Below are 18863 nucleotides of genomic sequence, written 5' to 3' on the forward strand. Positions count from 1 at the left end.
TTCAAAGTCTCTGGTTTAGTGGGGGTTAGGCACTAATTTTTGTTCAAGCTCTTGTTGTGATGAAAACAGCCGCTTTCGTTTGAAGGCGGCTGTTTTTCTGCTTTTAAAGGCTATATTTTCGAATCAAATAGGTTGGTGTACAGCTCCACGCATGGCAGTAGCTGTTGATCAAATGGCTGCCATATGGCGAAAAGTTTTTATCATTAGGATCATACAGTTCCCAGAAAGTATCCGCTCCATCCTCCAGCATACCACCCCAATACACTTTCATTTGCTCAATGGCCTTTTCTCTTTCTCCTGAAAGCAGAAGGGCTTCCACATAATGATGGTACATATAAGGGGTAGCCATCCCAACAGCTTCGTCGGCCGTTAACAGCCGGTTTAGTAATGCCTGGTTTTCTTCTTTTGGCAGAATATCCGCTAATACCATCCACACGTGGCTCGCCCATGAAACCTGCCGATCTGCCCCGCTGATGAAAAACTGCTGTTGTTCATCCCATAAAAACTGCTTGGCAGCTTCTACTGCATCCCTCAGGCGTGATGCCAGCATAGGTTTTTCAGGTGTGTGTAATACGTCGGCCAGGTGAATCGCTTGTTTCAGAACATAAATTAAGACAGCTTGTGACGGTGCCTGCTTATTCAAGCCTTCCTGCCAGTCAATAAATGACCACCACTCTTCTGAGTCTATAACAACATGCCGTTCGTCTAACCGCTCAAGACCAAGTTCCACTTGCCGGAGAGCTGTCGGCCAAAGGTCAATTAACGTTGCCATGTCTTTCGTTGCTTCATAGTAATCATATAGGGTAGAGACAAAAAACAAGGAATAATCAAAGAGCAGTGTATCATCCGCGATTAGTTCAGGCTTCACGAAAACGTTCGCTGTTACCTGTCCTTTATCGTTTGGCACCCCGGCAAATAAATACAAGCAGCGTTTCACCAGGTCATTGGTTTGGAATGTTTTATAGTTTGCCAGCGCCTGCAGGCGAAGGTCACCAAGCCAGAGGCGACGGTCCCGCTTCGGCCCGTCTTCAAAAACATCCTGCATGCAGTCGGCCAGTGTCTTGATGCTGATATCATCCATTTTTTGAAGAAGAGGATCTTGATGCCCAAGCGGCTCGACCTTTTCACAATGAGCCGATGTTACGGCTGAACATTCAATGTTTTCGAATACCACTTTGTATTTCGGCGACGTTTCAAGCACTTCTACTTTCACATAGCGAAAACTGTAACGACGTGGCAGCTCCACTCGACCTGGCAGAACATCCACAAACAGCGTTTCTTCCTGAAGCCAGGAACTGGCGAGCCAGCCGTCATATGAATCAAAAGGCTCTGCCATTTCAACCGGCATTTCTCCGATAGTTAGTTTTAGTTTTAATGGTGCATCAGGAGGGCTGCCTGCCGGACGAATATCAAAAGCTAAATAGCCAACCTGATGATCACCAAAATCCAGAATAAAAGCTTCTTTTTTTCCAAAAGCTTGTTCTTTTAAAGAAGAGTAGGGAGCCGTAAATGCCATACTCCATCCATGAATCGCTTTTTCATCCTGCATCACTTCTACAAGGGAGATAGGATAAATGGTTTTCGTGTGCAGGGCCGGTTTTAGTTCTTCCGCTTTGTCAATAAACAATTCGTTTCGAACGATTACATGCTCTTTTATTTTTTGAATATTCATAGAGCTACTCCCCTTTTTTCATCTTTTTTTGCATAGCGGGCATCAATTTCGGCCCGGATTTGCGGGTAAATCTTGTCTTAACTCACGACTGATGTTATGAGTTAATGCGTTGTTCATCAACTTTCCTTTTTAAACGCGGACAAGAACACGGCCTAATTGTTCATCAAGTGCTTTTATTTTTTCTTCCGTTACTAAATGCGAAACAAAAGGAGATTCCTGCATTTCTTTCACCGTTTTTTTCAAAACCTGCTTTAGTATCATCGGATTTTCGTTGATTTCCGGCAAAACACCCAGCAGTACTTCCTTTGTATCTTCATTTTCAAGCAAGTCCCGCACCGTATCGTTTGTACTGTACATAAGCAGATAGGTTTTGGTTGGCCTATACGTGAAGACATAATGTCCGGCGCCAAGCGTGATGGCGACAGCTGTTCCCTCCTGCTTTCCTTCAGAAAGCGGCTGGCCGTTTAATTGCACGGTTTGCAGGTCTGCATCCGGCAGTATAATATTCGCTTTTGTATTAAATGGAATGGTAAAACCAAATGTCAAAGAGCCATCCTTTTCAATCTTCCATTCGCTTTTAATCAGGCCAGATGCTGACTGGAAGGATGCCTTTGCGTAAGACAGCCTGCCAAACGGCTGCGGCTTCAGTTCAAACCGTTTAAAGCCAGGCGAGTCTTCAATGGGTGTGATACCGCACATACAGCGGTACATCCACTCAGCGATCGAGCCGTATGCATAATGATTTAATGAGTTCATACCGGTGTCGCTGATGCTGCCGTCTGGAAGCACTGAATTCCACCGCTCCCAGATCGTTGTTGCACCCATTTTCACTGCATACAGCCAGCTCGGATAGTCATCATTTAACAAGAGCTCATATGCATATTCATTGGCACCGCTTTCCGATAGAACCGGACAAAAATATGGTGTGCCAACAAATCCTGTTGTTAAATGCATGTCATCGTCACGCAGCTGCAGCTTCAAGTCTTCAATCAAACGCTGGCGGTATGATGCTGGAACCAGATCCATATACAATGCAACAATCTTCGCCGTCTGAGTAGGAATGGCACACCGGCCATTGGCCGTAAAATATTCCTTTTGAATGGCTTCTTTAATTTCATCAACTAACGCTGTGTACTCATCTGCCAGCGCTGTGTACCCAAGTACCCGGGCTGCTTTTACGACCAGCTGGGCAGAGTAGCAATAATAAGCAGATGCAATATAATAGCTGTCGGTACCGCCTGTTAAAATAGATGGATCTTTCACATCAAGTGACAGCCAGTCTCCAAAGTGAAAGCCTGCTTTCCAAAGACGGCTGCCGCCTGATTCATCATCCACACGCTTAATGTGATCCACCCAATCTTTCATTGTGTCAAACTGCTGGCGAAGCAGCTCCTTGTCACCATAATGCATGTAAAGGGTCCAAGGAATAACCGTTGCCGCGTCTCCCCATGCAGCCGATCCGTTCATTGCAAACATATTTTGAGCGTCTTTCGGCTTAATTGTCGGCACAACGAATGGAACCGAGCCATTTAAGCGAACTTGCTCTTCACGCAGGTCCCGCATGTATTTTTGGTAGAAAGCTGGTGAATACATGTTGTAGCAGGCTGTTGAAGCAAAAATTTGTGCATCTCCTGTCCACCCCATTCTCTCATCACGCTGCGGACAGTCGGTCGGCACATCAAGAAAATTGCCTTTTTGACCCCACATCGCATTTAAGAATAAGCGGTTCACATCTGGATTTGATGTTTCAATATGGCCTGTTTCTTCTAATTCACTGTAAAGAACGCAGCCAATAAAATCATCGATATTTACTTGATCAAAGCCCTTCACTTTCACATAACGGAAGCCAAAGTACGTGAAAAACGGCTGAACTTCCCGCTCGCTCCCATCCGATATATACGTATACTCTGCTTTCGCTGTCCGGAGGTTATCCCGGTAAAAATTCTCTTCCTGCAAAATTTCGCCGAACTGCAAGTGCAGCTTCGTTCCAGCTGGTGCATTGGTTTTAAAGCGAATCCATCCGGTCATATTTTGCCCCATATCCAGCACTGTTTCGCCGGCAGGCGTGTGGATGATCCCGATCGGCCTGATTTCTTCCATGATTTTCACCGGCGGGCTGAGGCGGGCCGCCAGCTTCTCTTTGTCGAGCTCTACTTTTTGAACACCGTGCCAGTCAACTTTTGCCCCCGCAGAAGCCCAGTTTTCCATTTCCTTATTTGCATCGTATATTTCTCCGTCATATACACCGCTGAATGTGACCGGTGATGGCGCAGACTGCCACGTTTCATCTGTTGTAATTCGCAGTTCTGAACCGTCAGCTAACGTCAGGACGATCTCGCCAATAAACGCCAGCTGATCGCCGTAAATATTTTCGTATCCTCCCTCAAAGCCAAAGCGCCCTTTATACATACCATTTCCAAGCATAACACCAATAACGTTTTTCCCAGGCCGCAGGGAATCCGTAATGTCATACGTCTGGTACTGCTGCCAAAAATCATATGCATGAAAGCCCGGCGCTAAATATTCATCGCCAACTTTTCTTCCGTTTGCGAATAATTCATAAAGCCCAAGCCCGCAAACATGAGCACGTGCTGAAACAAAGTCAACTGGAACATCAAATTCTTTCCGGAGCAGCGGGTGAATATCCTTATCGAAGTCGGCGGCAATCCATTTTGCCTGCCAAGGCTCATTTATTTTCGCTGTTTCAAGAAAGGCCGGTTCACTCACAGCTTTGCCTCCCTGATCTCCCCATACCGTCACGCGCCAAAAATATCGTGTACGCGGAGTTAACTGGAGTTCAGGACTAAACGATAAGCTGTTAATATCACTGCGTTTGCCGCTGTCAAAAAGAATATTCTGGAACGATTGGTCCTTTGCCACTTCTAGCCGCGCTTCTGTCTGGTACTGGTCCGTTTCCGACTCTACAATCCATGAGAAGCGAACATCTTTTAATTCAAACCCAATCGGATTTTCGATATGGTTTGTGCGAAGTTTTGAAATAATCATAAGACCCCTCCATGTGCTTCATTTTATTAAAACGCTTTCTTTCGTAAGGAACAATGACACAATCTCATAAGAAAGTGCTCTTTTTACATATAAAAACACCTCTGTTTTAAACAGAGGTATTCTTTTACTTTACCGATCCAGCCGTCATTCCAGCTACAATTTGTTTATTAAAGAAAATAAACAAGACAAGCGGTGGAAGCGAGATTAATAAGATATTCGTAAACAACAGGTTCCACTGTGTGCTGTACAAGCTTGTAAAGTTATAAAGTGTCAGCTGCAGTGTCGCATTATCCGCTCCCGGGAAGAAATACAGCGGATTTACAAAATCGTTATACACACCAACCGCTGTAAGAACGATTACCGTTGCCGAAACTGGCTTTAACAATGGGAAAATGATTGAAAAAAATAACTTGAATTTTCCACATCCATCAATTAAAGCAGCCTCATCGATTTGTTTAGGAATAGTAGCCATAAAACCCTTATATAAAAGAATGGTGAATGGCAGATGAAGCGCAACCTCAACCAAAATAATGCCCGGCAGGGTTTTAAACATGCCGATGCTTTCAAGGACCCAGATCGTCGGTACAATCGCTGGCGGAATAATTAACCCAGCCAAAATTAAAAAGTTATAGAATGGAGAGAGTTTACTGACTTTGCGGTGTAAAACAAAGCCAGCCATCGAACCAAACAAGATTAATAAAGCAATGGAGGCACCGGTAATGATCATGCTGTTCATAAAAGCCCGGATGATCATTCCGTTTTCCGCCAAAAAAACGGCCTGTATATTTTCAATTAATTGAAAAGAAGTCGGCCAGGACATATTCAGCAGGGACGATTCCTGTGTATCCTTGGCTGCATTGACAAACACGAAATAAAGAGGCACACCAAACAAAATGATTGTCAAAAGGACAGCTACAATTTCCGCTAAAACTTTTTTGGCCTTTTTCCCTGCAAGCCGATTAGAATGCTTATGCAAAGTCGGCTGTACTGTTGAAGCTGAATTTGTCATTTTGCTCATTATAAATCCACCTCTTTTCGATTTAAGTAAGCATAAAGCGGAAAAGCCAGCAGTGAAACAAGAATAAATAAAATTACATTTCCAGCAGTAGATAATCCATAAAACCCGGCCTGATACTGTTTGTAGATAATAGAAGCAATCAAATCGGTCGAAAATCCTGGGCCGCCTTTAGTCATTGCCCAGACTAAATCAAATGAGCGCAGGCCGCCAATAAAGGCGAGAATAATAACAGTATTCATAGCTGGTCTGCTGAGCGGTACGATAATATTCCAAAACTTGTTCCATGTGTTACCTCCGTCGATCATTAAAGCTTCATAATAGTCTTCTGGGATAGACATGATTCCGGCGATAAAAATGACGGTTGCCAGGCCGACACCTTTCCAGACATCCACCAGTGCAACAGAAAGAAGTGCAATTTGAATATCACCCAGCCAATCAGGCCCAGCTATACCAATCGCAGCGAGGGCTGCATTAATCATTCCTTGTGAAGGGTGCATCAGCGTGGAAAAAGCAATGCCTACTGCAACAGTGCTGAGTAGGGTTGGAAAAAATACCATAGAGCGGATAAAGCCAACTGTGCGGAGGCGCGAACTGAGGAAGACCCCTAACAGCAGTCCAAGAATAACTTTAAGTGCACAGGTGACAACGGCATAAATGATCGTATTTTTAAAACCAATATTTAAGGATTCTTCAGACAAGAAGGTTTTAAAATTTTCGAGCCCAATAAACTTCCAGTCTGTTAAGGTCCACCAGGTCATACTGAAAAAGAAGGATAGAATCGTTGGTAGAAGGAAAAAGACGAAATAAACGATCCCTGCTGGCAGCAGAAATAAATTCGTATATGAGCGGTTCGTAAGAGTATTCATCGATTTACCATCCTTTCGTTTAGTTTTGGAGAAGACTCTGCCTTATACGGCAGAGTCTCTTTTTTTTTACCAGCCTTCAAGTCCCAGCTGCTTAGCTTGTTTTTCAACATCGGTATCGTACGATTTTGCTCCTTCTTTGGCCGATTTAATTCCGCTTCCTACCTCTGTTGTAATTTGCTGCAGGTTAGGGCCTTTGATCGGACTCAAGAATTCAAGAGCAGGAGTTGTTTTTCCAGAATCAAAGTATGGCATCATGTCTTTTACAGCTCCATATACATCATCCGGCAGCTCGACACCTTCTACGGCAAATGGACCTTCTGGTTTAGTTGCTGACAAGTAAGTTTCAATACCTTCTTGTGATAAGTAAACTTCCAGCCATTTTTTAGCCGCGTCTACATTCTCGCTGTTTTTGTTGACATAAAAAGCGGCCGGCATCCAAACTGTGAAACCATTTTTCTCGGCACTGTCACCCGGCTGTGGGAATACACCGATGTCTTCCACCAGCTCAGGATAGTTTTTCTCAATAGAAGGAATGACTTGTGACAGCATTGGATAATGGACACCCGTTCCTTCAGCCAGCATTTTAAGCGCGTTATCATAAGTAGTGGCTAAAAAGTCCTCATTCATATAACCTTTATCGTGTACTTCCTGTAATTTTTCAAAGCTTTTCAGCGCAGCCGGTGTTGTCGCCATTTTCGCTTTATTTGCTGTGTATTCTTCAGGGAAGGATGGATCTTCTGCAATCACGTTATGATTATCGGCGAGAACAATTAATTGTGATGTCCATGTATCTTTATAAGAACCAATTACCGCTGTTTTGCCTGATTTTTTAATCTTCTCGTTGTTCGCCATTAGCTCATCCCATGTTTTAGGGACAGACAAGCCAAGTTCTTTATAAACTTTTTTGTTATAAAACCAGCCTCCAACCGAAACCGGCAGAGCAGGAGCACCATATACTTTTCCGTTCGCTGTCACGGTTTCCTTAAAAGAATCCATTACATTTTCCATGAAAGGCTCATTCGTTAAATCTACAAAATTCTTCTCCGGGTTAAGCGCTTGCATTAAAGATCCTGAATTATAGAAAGCGATATCTGCCATATCCCCTGTAGCCAGCCGGGTCTTCACAATATTATCCCCTTCTGTACCGCCGGGTCTTGTTTCAAATTCTGTTTTGATGCCGTACTTTTCTTCAACGAGTTTTGCCACCGCGTTCATTCCTTCTTGGGAAGACTGCGTATCTCTTAAAAGAGTAAGTGTGGTCTGTTCAGAACTGCCGCCGCCGGCTGAACTTCCCTCTTCACTTCCACATGCTGAAAGTAAACCAGCCATAAGTACAGTGCTTCCTAAAAGCGAAAAGATCTTTTTCTTTCTCATTTTTGCTGCCCCCTTTAATCGGTTTGTATTTCTTTGATAGCTTTATTGTAAGTGCTTACAAACAAAAAAATAAGTACTCATAATTTGTATTGACGTCCTTTTTTTTTAGCTTTACAAAAAAAGCGTTCCACTCAATTAAGTGGAACGCTCCTTGTACTGACCTGGATTTACACTGGTATGTTTTCTAAAAAGCTCTGAAAAATGCCGGTAGCTGCGATAACCGACTCTCTCACTGACTTCAGCTACTTTTCCCCCTGCTAACAGCAGCTCTTTTGCTCGTTCCATCCGAATATGCGTTAAGTATTTAATATAGGATTTGCCCACCTTTTCTTTAAACAGCAGACTAAAGTACGTACTGTTCATCCCAACGTACTCTGCCACTTCCTGTAGTGTAATATCCTGGTCAAACCGGCTTTCCATGTAGCTGCAGGCTCGTTCAACGGCTCCCTGCTTTTCCGAAGTACGAATACGCAAAATCCATTGCATGATTAAGTTCATTTGCGCATACAACCAGTGAAACAGCTGCTCTTTTGTTTGAATAGCACGAATATCCTGCTGTGGAAAATAGCCGCCTTCTTTCAGCTGGTGAATATCTTCACCTGTTTCTTTTGCGACTTCCTGCGCCAGATAAATTAATTTTAACACCTCACTTTCTAGTACATCCGGGTTCAGTTTTTGTGATTCCAACTCTCTGATAAACTGTTCAAGTTCTGAAAGCAGACCTGCCTCGTCTCCAGTTCGCATGTTAAAAATAATATTTTTTTCATACTGCGATAACTGGCGTGGCAGCCGTGTATTTTCTCCGATATCTTCGAATCGAATCCATCCTGACTCTTCCATAAATAAGCCGTACCGAAGTGCATGCTGGGCATCTCCGTAGCTTCTTGGTGCACTTGTGATTTCTGAATACGTACGTCCAGACCCAATCGTGATGTTCCCAGGCCAGGAAATCAGCTGCTGAATTAACTCCTCTGGATTCTCTGTATAGTGAAAAACGGCAATGAGCCGCTCATGACCGTTTCGAATATAAACGAGCTCATAATCCGGCTGATTGGGTGTAAATGTACATTCATCGGAGAGTGCCAGTATCGTTACAGCTTTAATGCGGTCCACATTTGGTCCAAATTCCTGTCTCCACTTTTCTTCTGCATTTGAACCTGTTAAAAGCAAGTCGAGTGTTGCTTTTTCAAGACGATCCATTTTTGTTCCTTCCCATTCAACCTGTAGCTTTTCCATTCTTTTTTGCTCATTTATTTTTTTAATTGTTTTGGTAAGAACCTCTTCGACCATCGATAGTGTCACCGGCTTTTCTAAATAATCTATAACGCCAAGCTTAATCGCTTTTTTTAAATATTCCACTTCATTAAAACCGCTGAACACAATACAAACAGTGCCGGGTGCTTCGTCCATAATTTTTTCAATCACCTCTAGACCGTCCAATCCTGGCATCCGAATATCAGTGAGGACGATGTCTGGCTGCACTTCTTTAAATAAGCGCAGTGCTTCTAACCCGTCAGAGGCTGTGCCAGCTAGCTCAATCCCATATCTGCTCCAGTCAATCATCATCTTGAGCCCCTGCAAAACAATATACTCATCATCAAATACGACCGCTTTCAGCATGCCTTAGTCTTCCCCCTTCTTTTCTGGGAAACGCAGTTCAATTTTTGTCCCTTTACCAACCTCGCTTGTCACATGGAACGTACTTTCCGGACCGTAAAACAGCGTAAGCCGCTCTTTCACGTTGCCCATGCCAAACCCTTGGTTTGTTTTATCCCAATCTTTAATGCCAACACCGTCATCTTCCACTGTGAAAATAAGCGTCTCCTCTTCCTGGCATCCAGTTACCTTGATCGTTCCGTCTCCCACTTTTTGCTCCAAGCCATGATAAATCGCATTTTCGACGAGCGGCTGCAGCAGAAGCTTGAGCATCGGCTTGTGCATAATGGCGGGTTCCACCTCTTCCACATATGTAAACCGGTTCTGAAAGCGTAAATTTTGAATCGTCATATAATGCTGGATATGAGTTAACTCATCTGCAACTGAAATTTGTTCTTTCCCCTTGCTTAAACTGATTTTAAAGCTCTCAGACAAAGCAAGTGCCATTTTGGCAATATCCGGATTGTTATTAATCGTGGCCATCCAGTACATGGAGTCCAGTGTATTGTATAAAAAGTGGGGCTTTATTTGTGCCTGAAGCACCTTTAATTCTGCTTCTCTTTCTTTCAGCTGGGCACGTATCAGTTCAGCACTCAGCTCTTTATTCTCCGTCGTGACCCGTTTAAAGGTTTCACCTATTTCAGTTATCTCATCTCTTGGTCTGCTTCCCTCTTCCGCTTTTCGTCCACTCCAGTCCGCTGTTAGTGTTTTAAGCTGAAGAAATGGCCGTGTCAGGCGGCCGGATGCTAAAAAAGACAAATACAGTGAAACGATGACCATTAATATAGCAAGCAACACTGTCACCTTTCGAATGCCGGTCGACTGCTCAAGTAATATTTCTTCTTGAATGGCGTGCACAAATGTCCAGCCAGTTGTCTCATTCCGGTAGCTGCTCACAAGGTTTCCGTCTTCTTTTAAACTTTTTATCTTTCCTTGAATCGTATTGTAATGTCGAGCGTCTGGCTCAATGACTGCCGGGTTGCTGTACACATTGCGGACGACAGAGCCATAATCATCGAGCACTATCGTCTGACTGTTGGCGCTTTCATTAATAGCTCTATTAAACAATGTTTTTTTCACATTAACGACCAGCATGCCTAGATTCTGTTCTTCAAAAATTCCGTCTACGTCTCTAAGAAGCTTCACAGACGAAAAAGTATCCTCTGATTGGCTGCCAACGAGGACATTCCAGCTATAAAAAGAAATGCCCCCTTCTTCATCTATCCCCTGTTGATACCACTTTTCTCCAACAATTTCAGGAAATGAACCGCCATTATCGTATATCCCGATGCTGTTTGACTGTCCATAACAATACGGACGGTGGCGCATATCAAACAAGCAAACAGAGTCGATATCCTGTGTATCGATAAAATAGCTGTATATAATTGAGTCAATTCGATTTAGTGCTTCGTTATTAAGTGTACTTTCTGTCATATCATTATTGGCAGCATTTCTTTCCAGCTCTTCTTGAAGATCCGGATTCCAGGACATGAGACGCTCTAGATTGATGACATTTCGTAATAGTAAGTCAGCACTTTCACTTGATGTTTTCAAATGTTCGGCTGTCGCCTGAAGCTGGTTGTCCGCCAGCGTATCTTTCGCAATACTGTAGGAAATAAAGCCGAGAAACGCAATCGGCAAAATAGAGATGAGCAGCATTATAATAAAATATTTCTGCCGTATTTTTCTAAGGCCCATCCATTTCATTAATCCAGCCCATATATTCATTACCAGCCTCCTTCCCATGGTAAAACAAATAGACCACTTTTCACAGTCTATTGTCAATGCTTGTTTCTCATTTATTTATGTCGTATTTACAGATCAATCAAATGAGCATATTCAAAATTCCTTCACGCGAAGTAACGCCAAATTTCTCGCTAAAAGCAAAAGCTCTTCGTCACCCCCTTTCCTTTCTTTTAAGTAAGCTTTCTTTATATCCCGGTACCCTCCTACTACTATAAAAATATCAAACTTTATGATCTAGTATAATATACCTAAATGAAATCCACAAAGAACCAGAGTACTGAGCCCAAGCCTCTGGTTCGGCGGATAAACGTTTTGATAATACCAATTCATCGTATTGTTTTACTTCATCCAGCCAGGCTTCTTTTATCGGTACAGCTCGATGAACATGATCCGCCTTATCTCTAATTTTAAAGATCTTCCCCAAGTCCAGATTTAAATATAATTTGTTGCTTTTGAACCTGTGCTTCCACATGGATAATCAGCTTGGAATCTTCCTTCAGTACCTGCAGCCAGGACTGTATATAGCTGTCACTGTTTTGGTCGTCACATTCTCAATACCGGTCACACCGCACAGCATCTGTAGCAGGGAGGGCTCTACATTACTGACACAATTTTTAACATAAAATGTTATCGTTTGTCGATAGAATTTATCCAATTCTTTCTATATAGTTAATTCTATACAGAGGTGAAAATATGATTGGTATGAATATACGTGTTCTACGTAAAAAGCACAAAATGAGCCAGGAAATGTTAGCGGAGAAGGTAAACGTATCTCGTCAGACCGTCGCAAAATGGGAAAGCGAGGAGGCGCTGCCTGATATACATAAAGGGAAAATGTTAGCTGATATCTTTCAGGTAACATTGGATCAATTATCCGATGATATGAGTATAGAAGATGTAAAACAGCTTGGTCCCAAGGGTAGACAGTTCTTCGGTGTTGTGAAAGTAGGCGAGCGGGGACAAATAGTCATTCCAAAACAGGCACGGGAAATGTATCAGATTCATGCAGGTGATAAGCTTGTTGTGCTGGGGGACGATGCTGCAAAAGGGCTTGCCATCTTAAAAAGCGATCGTTTTTTAGAGTTTGCAGATATGATTCGTAACGCCGAATCGGCCGGAGAGGAGCCAGAATGAGTAAAATTGTGTTCTTTTCGATTCCCGCCCATGGCCACACCAATCCAACACTTCCGGTTGTATCAGAATTAGTAAAAAGAGGCCATAAAGTTTGGTACTATTCATTTTCGGAATTCCAGAAAAAAATAGAGGAAACCGGAGCCAAGTTTATTTCCTGTGATAAATTCTTGCCCCCGATATCAGAAGAAGAATTAAATCGTAAAGCTGGAAAAGATTTTGCGGCTTTGATTGAAATGGTTGTGGATACAACCATTGCTTTAGATGAAAAGGTATGTACAGAATTAAGAGGGTTTCAGCCGGATTGCATTGTATCGGATTCCTTATGCTTTTGGGGGAAATTATTTGCCAAGAAATTAGGCATCCCATATGTCTGTTCAACAACATCCTTTGCATTTAATCAACATACAACAAAACTGATGAAACGCGGCATAAGAGAAGTGTTTCGAATGATCATGGACATGCGGCGCATTAATAAAAAAATGCAATTGTTAAGAGATTACGGATATGAAGCGGATAGTTTCATATCGATTATTCAAAATGATAATGAAACGGATACCATTGTATATACGACAAAAGAGTTCCAGCCATTGGCGGAAACCTTTTCTGACAGATATGCCTTTGTTGGCCCTTCCATCCGACAGTCTCCTGAAGTGCAGGTTGGTAAAAACGACAGAAAAGTCATTTATATTTCACTAGGAACAATACTCAATCAAAACAAGGAGTTTTACCAAAGTTGTATCCAGGCATTCGCTGGCTGTGATTATGATATTGTAATGTCGATTGGTGAAAAAACAGAGATGGCTTCGCTTGGCCGCGTACCGAACAACTTCACAGTGAAAAACTATGTAGATCAGATTGCCGTTTTACAGAAGGCTGACGTATTTATTACCCATTGTGGGATGAATAGTGTAAATGAAAGCCTATATTATGGAGTTCCACTGGTTTTATATCCGCTGCATAGCGAACAAAGAGTAGTGGCTGACCGAGCAGCCGAGCTTGGAGCAGGAATCAAACTAAAAGGAAACAAGCCTAAACATATTAGAAAAGCAGCAGCTGAATTACTAGCAGATCCAAGCTACCTTGAAAAGGCGCAAAAACTGTCAGAGTCCTTTCGAAATGCAGGAGGAGCAGCAGAAGCAGTTGATGTAATCCTGGATAAAATAGAGGAAAAATCCTGAAGAGCTAAAAAACTTGTTGAGGATCAATTATTAGGCTTGCACGGCTTCTTAACCGTTTTTCACGGTTAATTTTCATAAACCACAAGAATATCCTTTGTTTTTGGACTACTGGGCTACAATATAGCGTTTGTAGTGATATGGAATAACTTTACAAAAAATCTTTTGGATACAGATACCTCATTAACAACAAAAGTGTACTTTTGCTAAAGTATACTTTTGTTTAAGTACACTTATGATTACCAACCTTTTGATTCCCTTAATATCGGGAATACCTTTTAATAATATAAGTGTACTTTAGCAAACATATACCTTTGCTAAAGTACACTTTTGATTAAGTACACCTATGATTAATAACTTTTTGATTGTCGTTAATAACACACGATTTTATTTTGATGGCCTAATATAATCAGCTGCTTTTTGGGCCTGTGCTGCTGCCTGCACAATCAGTTTAGAATCTTCTTTAAGCTCACGAAGCCAGGATTGTACATAGCTCGCACTGTTCTTAATTATCGTATTTTCGATGCCTGCTACCCCGCATAGCATCGCTGCCCCAATTTCCGCAACCAATTCCTCTTTAGAATAGACTTCATCTCCAAACGACACGCCGCTTTGTGTAATCCCTTTGCGGGCAAGGCGGCTTTTATGGCCCGTACTGTGGATCATTTCATGAAACAGGACCGAGTAGTACTCTTCTGCTGTGCGACAGTCCTTTAATGGTGGCACGCTGACACGATCCAACCCAGGAAAATAAACAGCACGCCCGGAATGATGATGGATAACAGGTGAATCCTTGTATCCACGCACGATCTGCTGGGCAGACTCAATCGTATCATGGTCAAATGTTTCTGTCTCCCGCTTGCTTTGAAGGCCCTCTGCCTGCTTGATCACATTAAACACTTTGTAATAGCGAAGAAAGGGGATCTGTTCCTTCTCGCCGGTTTCTTCATTTTCGCGCTCTACCCACTTCCAGAACACGACGATATGTCCTTTTTTTCACCTTTACGGACTTTGCCGCCGGCTTCCCTGATCTGCTTTAAGGTCGAATATTCTCCCGGCTCCAAGAGAAGAGAATCAATGCCGCGGTACGGCTTTTGGGTTACCCAATTTACTGGCGTACCATTACTCCACGGGCGGCGCCATGGTACGACTCCTTTTTCTAGCTGCTCGATAATGCGTTTTGTAACCATTTGATAAATTGTGTCGCTCATTTTTGTATACTCCTTTGTGTAGAATTTTGAAAAGACAAAAAGCCAAATCCGAGAATGGATTTGGCTTTAATAGGTCGCTGTTGGTTTTTAATAAAATTAAGGCCGGTTTATAGGCAGCCTTTTTCTTTCAGGGAAATATACTTTTCTGAGCAGACCACCAGGTGGTCAAGAACTTCAATCCCCATTAGCTTGCCACATTCCACCAGCCGCTTGGTGATATTAAGATCTTCACGGCTTGGCGTGGGATCATTCGAGGGATGGTTGTGCGCGCAGACAATGCTGGCAGCCGCATGCTGGATCGCAAAGCGCTAAGTTTCCCTCGGGTGCACTAACGAAGCATTTAAGCTTCCTTTAAAGACAGCCCGCTCATAAATCACCTGGTTTTTAGTGTTTAGATAAAGCATGTAAAACACTTCCTGCTTTTCATAAGCAATTTTTGCACGCAGGTAGCTGTAGGCATCTTCCGGGCTGCGGACTGGAAAACGCTGCTCAGCCGCCGAAATGAAACTCCACTTTCTGCCGACTTGAAATCCAGCCATGACCCGCTGAGCCTGCGTAAGGGTCAGCCCTTCTTCATGCAGCTCATGCTCTGTCAGGTCAGCCAGATCTTGAAGCCCTTTGGCACAAAGACGGCCGCACAGCTCCGGCGTGGCTTTCGGTCCGATTAAAACCGCCAGCAAATGCTGCAGGTCTACTCCCTGCCCAGAACCGTAAGTGGACAAGACTTCATGCGCTGTTTCAATATATTTTTTCTCCATTATTTTTTTCCTTTCCATGAGCCCCCGTGCCGCGGCGGCACGAGGATTCATGCCACCGCTTTGTATATGCCCGGGGTGGAAGGCTTATTTTTTGTATGTTATACTGTCGTTACCTCTATTTATTTCGTTTGGGACGAAAATCGTTTCGTCTCTTTTTTTTGCCCAAATTGGCGCAGCACCTCTTCACTCCAGCCGATTTTTTTCAGGTTTGCCGCAGAGATCGTCATGAACTTCCACGGGTTCACCCCTTCAATCGCCAACTGGTCTGCCATGTCTCTCAGGCCGGACTCGTGAAACTCCCAGGAGACCGCCACATTATAATTCCACACTTTTTCTTTCGTTTCAATCGCACCGTTCTGGTCTACAAACCTTTTCAGTTCCGCTTTCAGTGTCTTTAGCGACGATTCCATGCGCTCAACTTCCGCAGCAAGCTCGACCGCACCCTTTGCAGATTTGATTTTTGGAACAGCCATTAACATAACGGATCACCGTACTTTCGATGTGCTCCATGTCCAGTATTCATCCTTTTTAACATGAATACTCCTCCTTTGTATGGAACAGTTCGCACCACCCTGGTTTTAATGGCGCCTGCTGCACCTGTCTAACAGCCATCCCTTTACTCGTAAACTTTCAATTTATTCCTTTTAGTATCTAATAAATAATTTATTCGAAACTTCCTAAATTTTTATTAATGAACCTACCTTTACCTTTTTGATTATAAAGAACATAGGGGTTTTTAGAAATTATGTCCTTTAGAAAGCCTATATAGTCTTCTTCATTTAGCTTGGGATTGTGCCCTGTAATATCCTCAACCATTTTACTTAGTTTATCCCACTTATAAACAGGTATATTATTTTTGTTCTTACCCGTTCTTTTCCCTAGCCTGAACCAATATTCAATTGTCGTATTATTTCTTACTGTTTTACTGGAGCTGTTTTCGGTATTGTGTTTATTCTTAACTTGAATAAGCTTTAATTCAGGCTGCCCACCCTCCCCAACAATGCGCTTACAAAAATCAGCGGCTTTAAGGGTTTGCCCGTCGCACCATATAAAGTTATATGGATCTTTGCAAATTACACTGGCAATATACCCCTCTAGAAAGTTTCCTTGGACATACTCAATGGCCATTAAGATTTGGTGGGCTTGTAAGGCCTGTTCAATATCTTCCCCTTCAACTGGCCGGCCACTAACTATTTCATAATAAAGTGACAGCATATACCCCAGGGCCGGATCCTTCACAATATCCTTTTCAGATAATGGTTTGGCTTTACGGTTAGCCAAAGGATTTTTCAGAGAATTTATATAGTTACTTAACCATTTCTTAAGTAATGGCAAAACTTGCTCGTCCAAAGGTTTTTCACTAATATTTTTTGACGGCTTTTGCGCCGGGATGTATTTAAACTCTACTATCCAATCAATTAAAGTATTTAAGGTTAATTGTTGGTCTTTAGTTAAATCGCCAGCATAAAATTCTTTTAAATCATTAATGATATCTTCTTTTTTTTGAGGGATTGAATCCAAAAGATGATTCAAATTTACGGGTTGTAAGGACAATTCAATTACCTCCTCTTCTAAAGTCTTCTAAAGTAATCATTTTCTTTATATCTAATGGGTATAGATAATTATAAAGGATGGGTGACAAAGATGGATAAAAGCACTCCTAAAAATACCAATCACATGAAGAATATTCGTTCACAATCACAGCTTGAAAATAAAGTATCAAAGGCATTATGGAAAAAAGGAATTAGGTTTCGTAAAAACGTCAAACTTTTTGGCACACCTGATATTGCCATTACAAAGTATAAGATTGTAATTTTTATTGACTCCTGCTTCTGGCACAGTTGCCCTATACATGGAAAAATCCCAAAAACCAATGAAGAATTTTGGATTAAAAAATTGGGCAGGAACATGAAAAGGGATATTGACGTTAATCGCTATTACGAAGAGGAAGGATGGCATCTACTTAGGATTTGGGAACATGAAATAAAAGAAAATTTCGAGGGGACAATAGATAAAATCATAGGTTTTATCAACTTTCATAAGAACAACTTATTTTCTTAATTAATATAGTTAACCTCTTTATTTAATAAATAAACTAGATCAAGCCCCACAAAATGACTATTATGCTAACCAAAAAGATCCGGTAAACTTAAAAACAAAACAATATTTTCAAAATCCCACTCCTTAACTATTAAATTTTGTATATAATAGGATTTAAACAAGCATTATTTTCCTATTAAGATGAGTGGGTATTTTGCCTTATTTGAATTTCATGACTGATGAACACCTATTTTCTTGCATCAAAAATTTATACGATTCTTATACCAAATGCCAAGAGGAGATGACAATCAAAAAGTTTTACCACAACCGGGTAGATCCTATAAAGTTTACATTTGATATGAAATTTAACGATGTTTCGATTGAAGATTATTTACTTATTGAAATAGCACGCTAAAATGATCAATCCATAAGTAATGCTATTGGAGAATTTCATGAAAATTTATTAGATGGCATCAAAGGATTTAAAAGATTACCTGTCGGGGGTCATGATATCGAAAATGAAGATCTGACGATATTTACGGATATTAAGAACAAGCATAATACAGTAAAAGGTGATGACAGATCCAGCCTTTTTAATAAATTAAAAACAGTAGCTGAAAGACACCCAGAAGCAATCTGTTATTATGTAAGAATTAACGACAAAAGGTCTCAATACAAAATTTGGGAATTCACAAAAAATGGGGTTCCTTATAGGCATGAAAGGATAAGAATCATTTCTGCTGATAAATTTTATGCGCTTGCAACCGGAAGAGAGAACGCTTTCAAAGAGTTATGTGATGCTTTACCTAAGGCCATAGATCAATTTTTAGAAAATACCCAAAGCCATACAAGTGGAAGGCGTGAAAATACTACTTTCCTAGAACAAATGCGCGAAAGATCTAGTAAGTATAATAGAAGTCTAATGGAGCAAATTTATTATGAAAACTTCGGTTTTTATAATGGTTATAAATCTAATTAAAAGAAAACAAAAATTCTTTATACTTTTAAATCTTTGGAATCAAAAAGTCGCACTTCATACTTAACTTATTAGATAATCTTTTACCAAAATACCTGATAAGATAAAAAACAAAGAATTAATCTCTTTTTTCTAAAAAGAGTTACCTAGCGTTATTGCCACAAGTGTTAAAATGTTTTATAGAAACAATTCCACATTAAAGAATCCCTTTTAAAAAGAGGAGGAAGCAAA

At 41.6% G+C, this 18863-nt stretch carries 14 protein-coding genes and 2 pseudogenes; 4 read left to right on the forward strand and 12 right to left on the reverse strand.

Annotated elements, in window-relative coordinates; all coding sequences use genetic code 11:
• Positions 1-103: 103 nt before the first annotated feature.
• The 7 genes from L2D08_RS15470 to L2D08_RS15500 all read right to left on the reverse strand — a co-directional run bounded on the left by L2D08_RS15470 (position 104) and on the right by L2D08_RS15500 (position 11320).
• The gene (locus tag L2D08_RS15470) at positions 104-1672 is read right to left on the reverse strand and encodes an alpha-L-rhamnosidase-related protein (protein WP_242234941.1); all 1569 of its coding nucleotides are present in this window, start codon (positions 1670-1672) and stop codon (positions 104-106) included.
• A gap of 129 nt (positions 1673-1801) precedes the next feature.
• The gene (locus L2D08_RS15475) at positions 1802-4678 is read right to left on the reverse strand and encodes an alpha-L-rhamnosidase (RefSeq protein WP_242234944.1); all 2877 of its coding nucleotides are present in this window, start codon (positions 4676-4678) and stop codon (positions 1802-1804) included.
• A gap of 124 nt (positions 4679-4802) precedes the next feature.
• The gene (locus L2D08_RS15480) at positions 4803-5687 is read right to left on the reverse strand and encodes a carbohydrate ABC transporter permease (RefSeq protein WP_242235054.1); all 885 of its coding nucleotides are present in this window, start codon (positions 5685-5687) and stop codon (positions 4803-4805) included.
• Between the two features lie 8 nt (positions 5688-5695).
• Positions 5696-6562 (reverse strand): carbohydrate ABC transporter permease, encoded by an 867-nt coding sequence (locus L2D08_RS15485; protein WP_242234946.1) that lies wholly within the window; start codon positions 6560-6562, stop codon positions 5696-5698.
• Between the two features lie 66 nt (positions 6563-6628).
• The gene (locus tag L2D08_RS15490; protein ID WP_242234947.1) at positions 6629-7936 is read right to left on the reverse strand and encodes an ABC transporter substrate-binding protein; all 1308 of its coding nucleotides are present in this window, start codon (positions 7934-7936) and stop codon (positions 6629-6631) included.
• A gap of 135 nt (positions 7937-8071) precedes the next feature.
• Entirely contained in the window at positions 8072-9556 is a 1485-nt protein-coding gene (locus tag L2D08_RS15495; protein ID WP_242234949.1) for a response regulator transcription factor, read from the reverse strand.
• A gap of 3 nt (positions 9557-9559) precedes the next feature.
• Positions 9560-11320, reverse strand: a complete 1761-nt coding sequence (locus tag L2D08_RS15500; RefSeq protein WP_242234951.1) for a sensor histidine kinase — start codon at positions 11318-11320, stop codon at positions 9560-9562.
• A 711-nt stretch (positions 11321-12031) separates the two neighbouring features.
• Here L2D08_RS15500 and L2D08_RS15505 point away from each other — a divergent pair.
• Together L2D08_RS15505 and L2D08_RS15510 are read left to right on the forward strand one after the other, a co-directional pair.
• A complete protein-coding gene (locus L2D08_RS15505; RefSeq protein WP_242234953.1) occupies positions 12032-12472 on the forward strand; it encodes a helix-turn-helix transcriptional regulator in 441 nt (146 codons plus the stop codon).
• Positions 12469-13650: a macrolide family glycosyltransferase gene (locus L2D08_RS15510; RefSeq protein ID WP_242234955.1), complete on the forward strand. Its 1182-nt coding sequence runs from the start codon at positions 12469-12471 to the stop codon at positions 13648-13650. Before L2D08_RS15505 ends, L2D08_RS15510 begins: the two co-directional genes overlap by 4 nt.
• A 384-nt stretch (positions 13651-14034) precedes the next feature.
• Here the strand turns inward: L2D08_RS15510 and L2D08_RS24310 are convergent, their stop codons facing one another.
• The 5 genes and pseudogenes from L2D08_RS24310 to L2D08_RS15535 all read right to left on the reverse strand — a co-directional run bounded on the left by L2D08_RS24310 (position 14035) and on the right by L2D08_RS15535 (position 17170).
• Positions 14035-14625, reverse strand: coding sequence for a zincin-like metallopeptidase domain-containing protein (locus L2D08_RS24310; RefSeq protein WP_242234957.1), 591 nt, complete (start codon positions 14623-14625; stop codon positions 14035-14037).
• Positions 14607-14858, reverse strand: a complete 252-nt coding sequence (locus L2D08_RS15520; protein WP_242234958.1) for an ArdC-like ssDNA-binding domain-containing protein — start codon at positions 14856-14858, stop codon at positions 14607-14609. The genes L2D08_RS24310 and L2D08_RS15520 overlap by 19 nt, the downstream gene beginning before the upstream one ends.
• A 107-nt stretch (positions 14859-14965) precedes the next feature.
• Positions 14966-15667, reverse strand: a pseudogene (locus tag L2D08_RS24315) (JAB domain-containing protein).
• A gap of 68 nt (positions 15668-15735) precedes the next feature.
• The gene (locus L2D08_RS15530; RefSeq protein WP_242234960.1) at positions 15736-16095 is read right to left on the reverse strand and encodes a hypothetical protein; all 360 of its coding nucleotides are present in this window, start codon (positions 16093-16095) and stop codon (positions 15736-15738) included.
• A gap of 184 nt (positions 16096-16279) precedes the next feature.
• The gene (locus L2D08_RS15535) at positions 16280-17170 is read right to left on the reverse strand and encodes a SinI family restriction endonuclease (protein WP_242234962.1); all 891 of its coding nucleotides are present in this window, start codon (positions 17168-17170) and stop codon (positions 16280-16282) included.
• Positions 17171-17260: 90 nt separating this feature from the next.
• Here L2D08_RS15535 and L2D08_RS15540 point away from each other — a divergent pair, with 90 nt between their 5' ends.
• Both L2D08_RS15540 and L2D08_RS24495 read left to right on the forward strand, forming a co-directional pair.
• Positions 17261-17677, forward strand: a complete 417-nt coding sequence (locus tag L2D08_RS15540) for a very short patch repair endonuclease (RefSeq protein ID WP_242234963.1) — start codon at positions 17261-17263, stop codon at positions 17675-17677.
• 211 nt (positions 17678-17888) lie between these two features.
• Positions 17889-18635 (forward strand): annotated as a pseudogene (locus L2D08_RS24495) (Eco47II family restriction endonuclease).
• Positions 18636-18863 lie beyond the last annotated feature (228 nt).

The sequence above is a fragment of the Domibacillus sp. PGB-M46 genome (genome assembly GCF_022668875.1).
In the GTDB taxonomy this organism is placed as follows: Bacteria; Bacillota; Bacilli; order Bacillales; family Domibacillaceae; genus Domibacillus.

What these genes read in the sequence shown, in the direction of transcription:
- L2D08_RS15495 (WP_242234949.1), bottom strand. Translation starts at nt 9,556, where the DNA reads ATGCTGAAAGCGGTCGTATTTGATGATGAGTATATTGTTTTGCAGGGG.
- L2D08_RS15510 (WP_242234955.1), top strand. Translation starts at nt 12,469, where the DNA reads ATGAGTAAAATTGTGTTCTTTTCGATTCCCGCCCATGGCCACACCAAT.
- L2D08_RS15505 (WP_242234953.1), top strand. Translation starts at nt 12,032, where the DNA reads ATGATTGGTATGAATATACGTGTTCTACGTAAAAAGCACAAAATGAGC.
- L2D08_RS15470 (WP_242234941.1), bottom strand. Translation starts at nt 1,672, where the DNA reads ATGAATATTCAAAAAATAAAAGAGCATGTAATCGTTCGAAACGAATTG.
- L2D08_RS15475 (WP_242234944.1), bottom strand. Translation starts at nt 4,678, where the DNA reads ATGATTATTTCAAAACTTCGCACAAACCATATCGAAAATCCGATTGGG.
- L2D08_RS15490 (WP_242234947.1), bottom strand. Translation starts at nt 7,936, where the DNA reads ATGAGAAAGAAAAAGATCTTTTCGCTTTTAGGAAGCACTGTACTTATG.
- L2D08_RS15500 (WP_242234951.1), bottom strand. Translation starts at nt 11,320, where the DNA reads ATGAATATATGGGCTGGATTAATGAAATGGATGGGCCTTAGAAAAATA.
- L2D08_RS15485 (WP_242234946.1), bottom strand. Translation starts at nt 6,562, where the DNA reads ATGAATACTCTTACGAACCGCTCATATACGAATTTATTTCTGCTGCCA.
- L2D08_RS15530 (WP_242234960.1), bottom strand. Translation starts at nt 16,095, where the DNA reads ATGTTAATGGCTGTTCCAAAAATCAAATCTGCAAAGGGTGCGGTCGAG.
- L2D08_RS15480 (WP_242235054.1), bottom strand. Translation starts at nt 5,687, where the DNA reads ATGACAAATTCAGCTTCAACAGTACAGCCGACTTTGCATAAGCATTCT.
- L2D08_RS15520 (WP_242234958.1), bottom strand. Translation starts at nt 14,858, where the DNA reads ATGAGCGACACAATTTATCAAATGGTTACAAAACGCATTATCGAGCAG.
- L2D08_RS15540 (WP_242234963.1), top strand. Translation starts at nt 17,261, where the DNA reads ATGGATAAAAGCACTCCTAAAAATACCAATCACATGAAGAATATTCGT.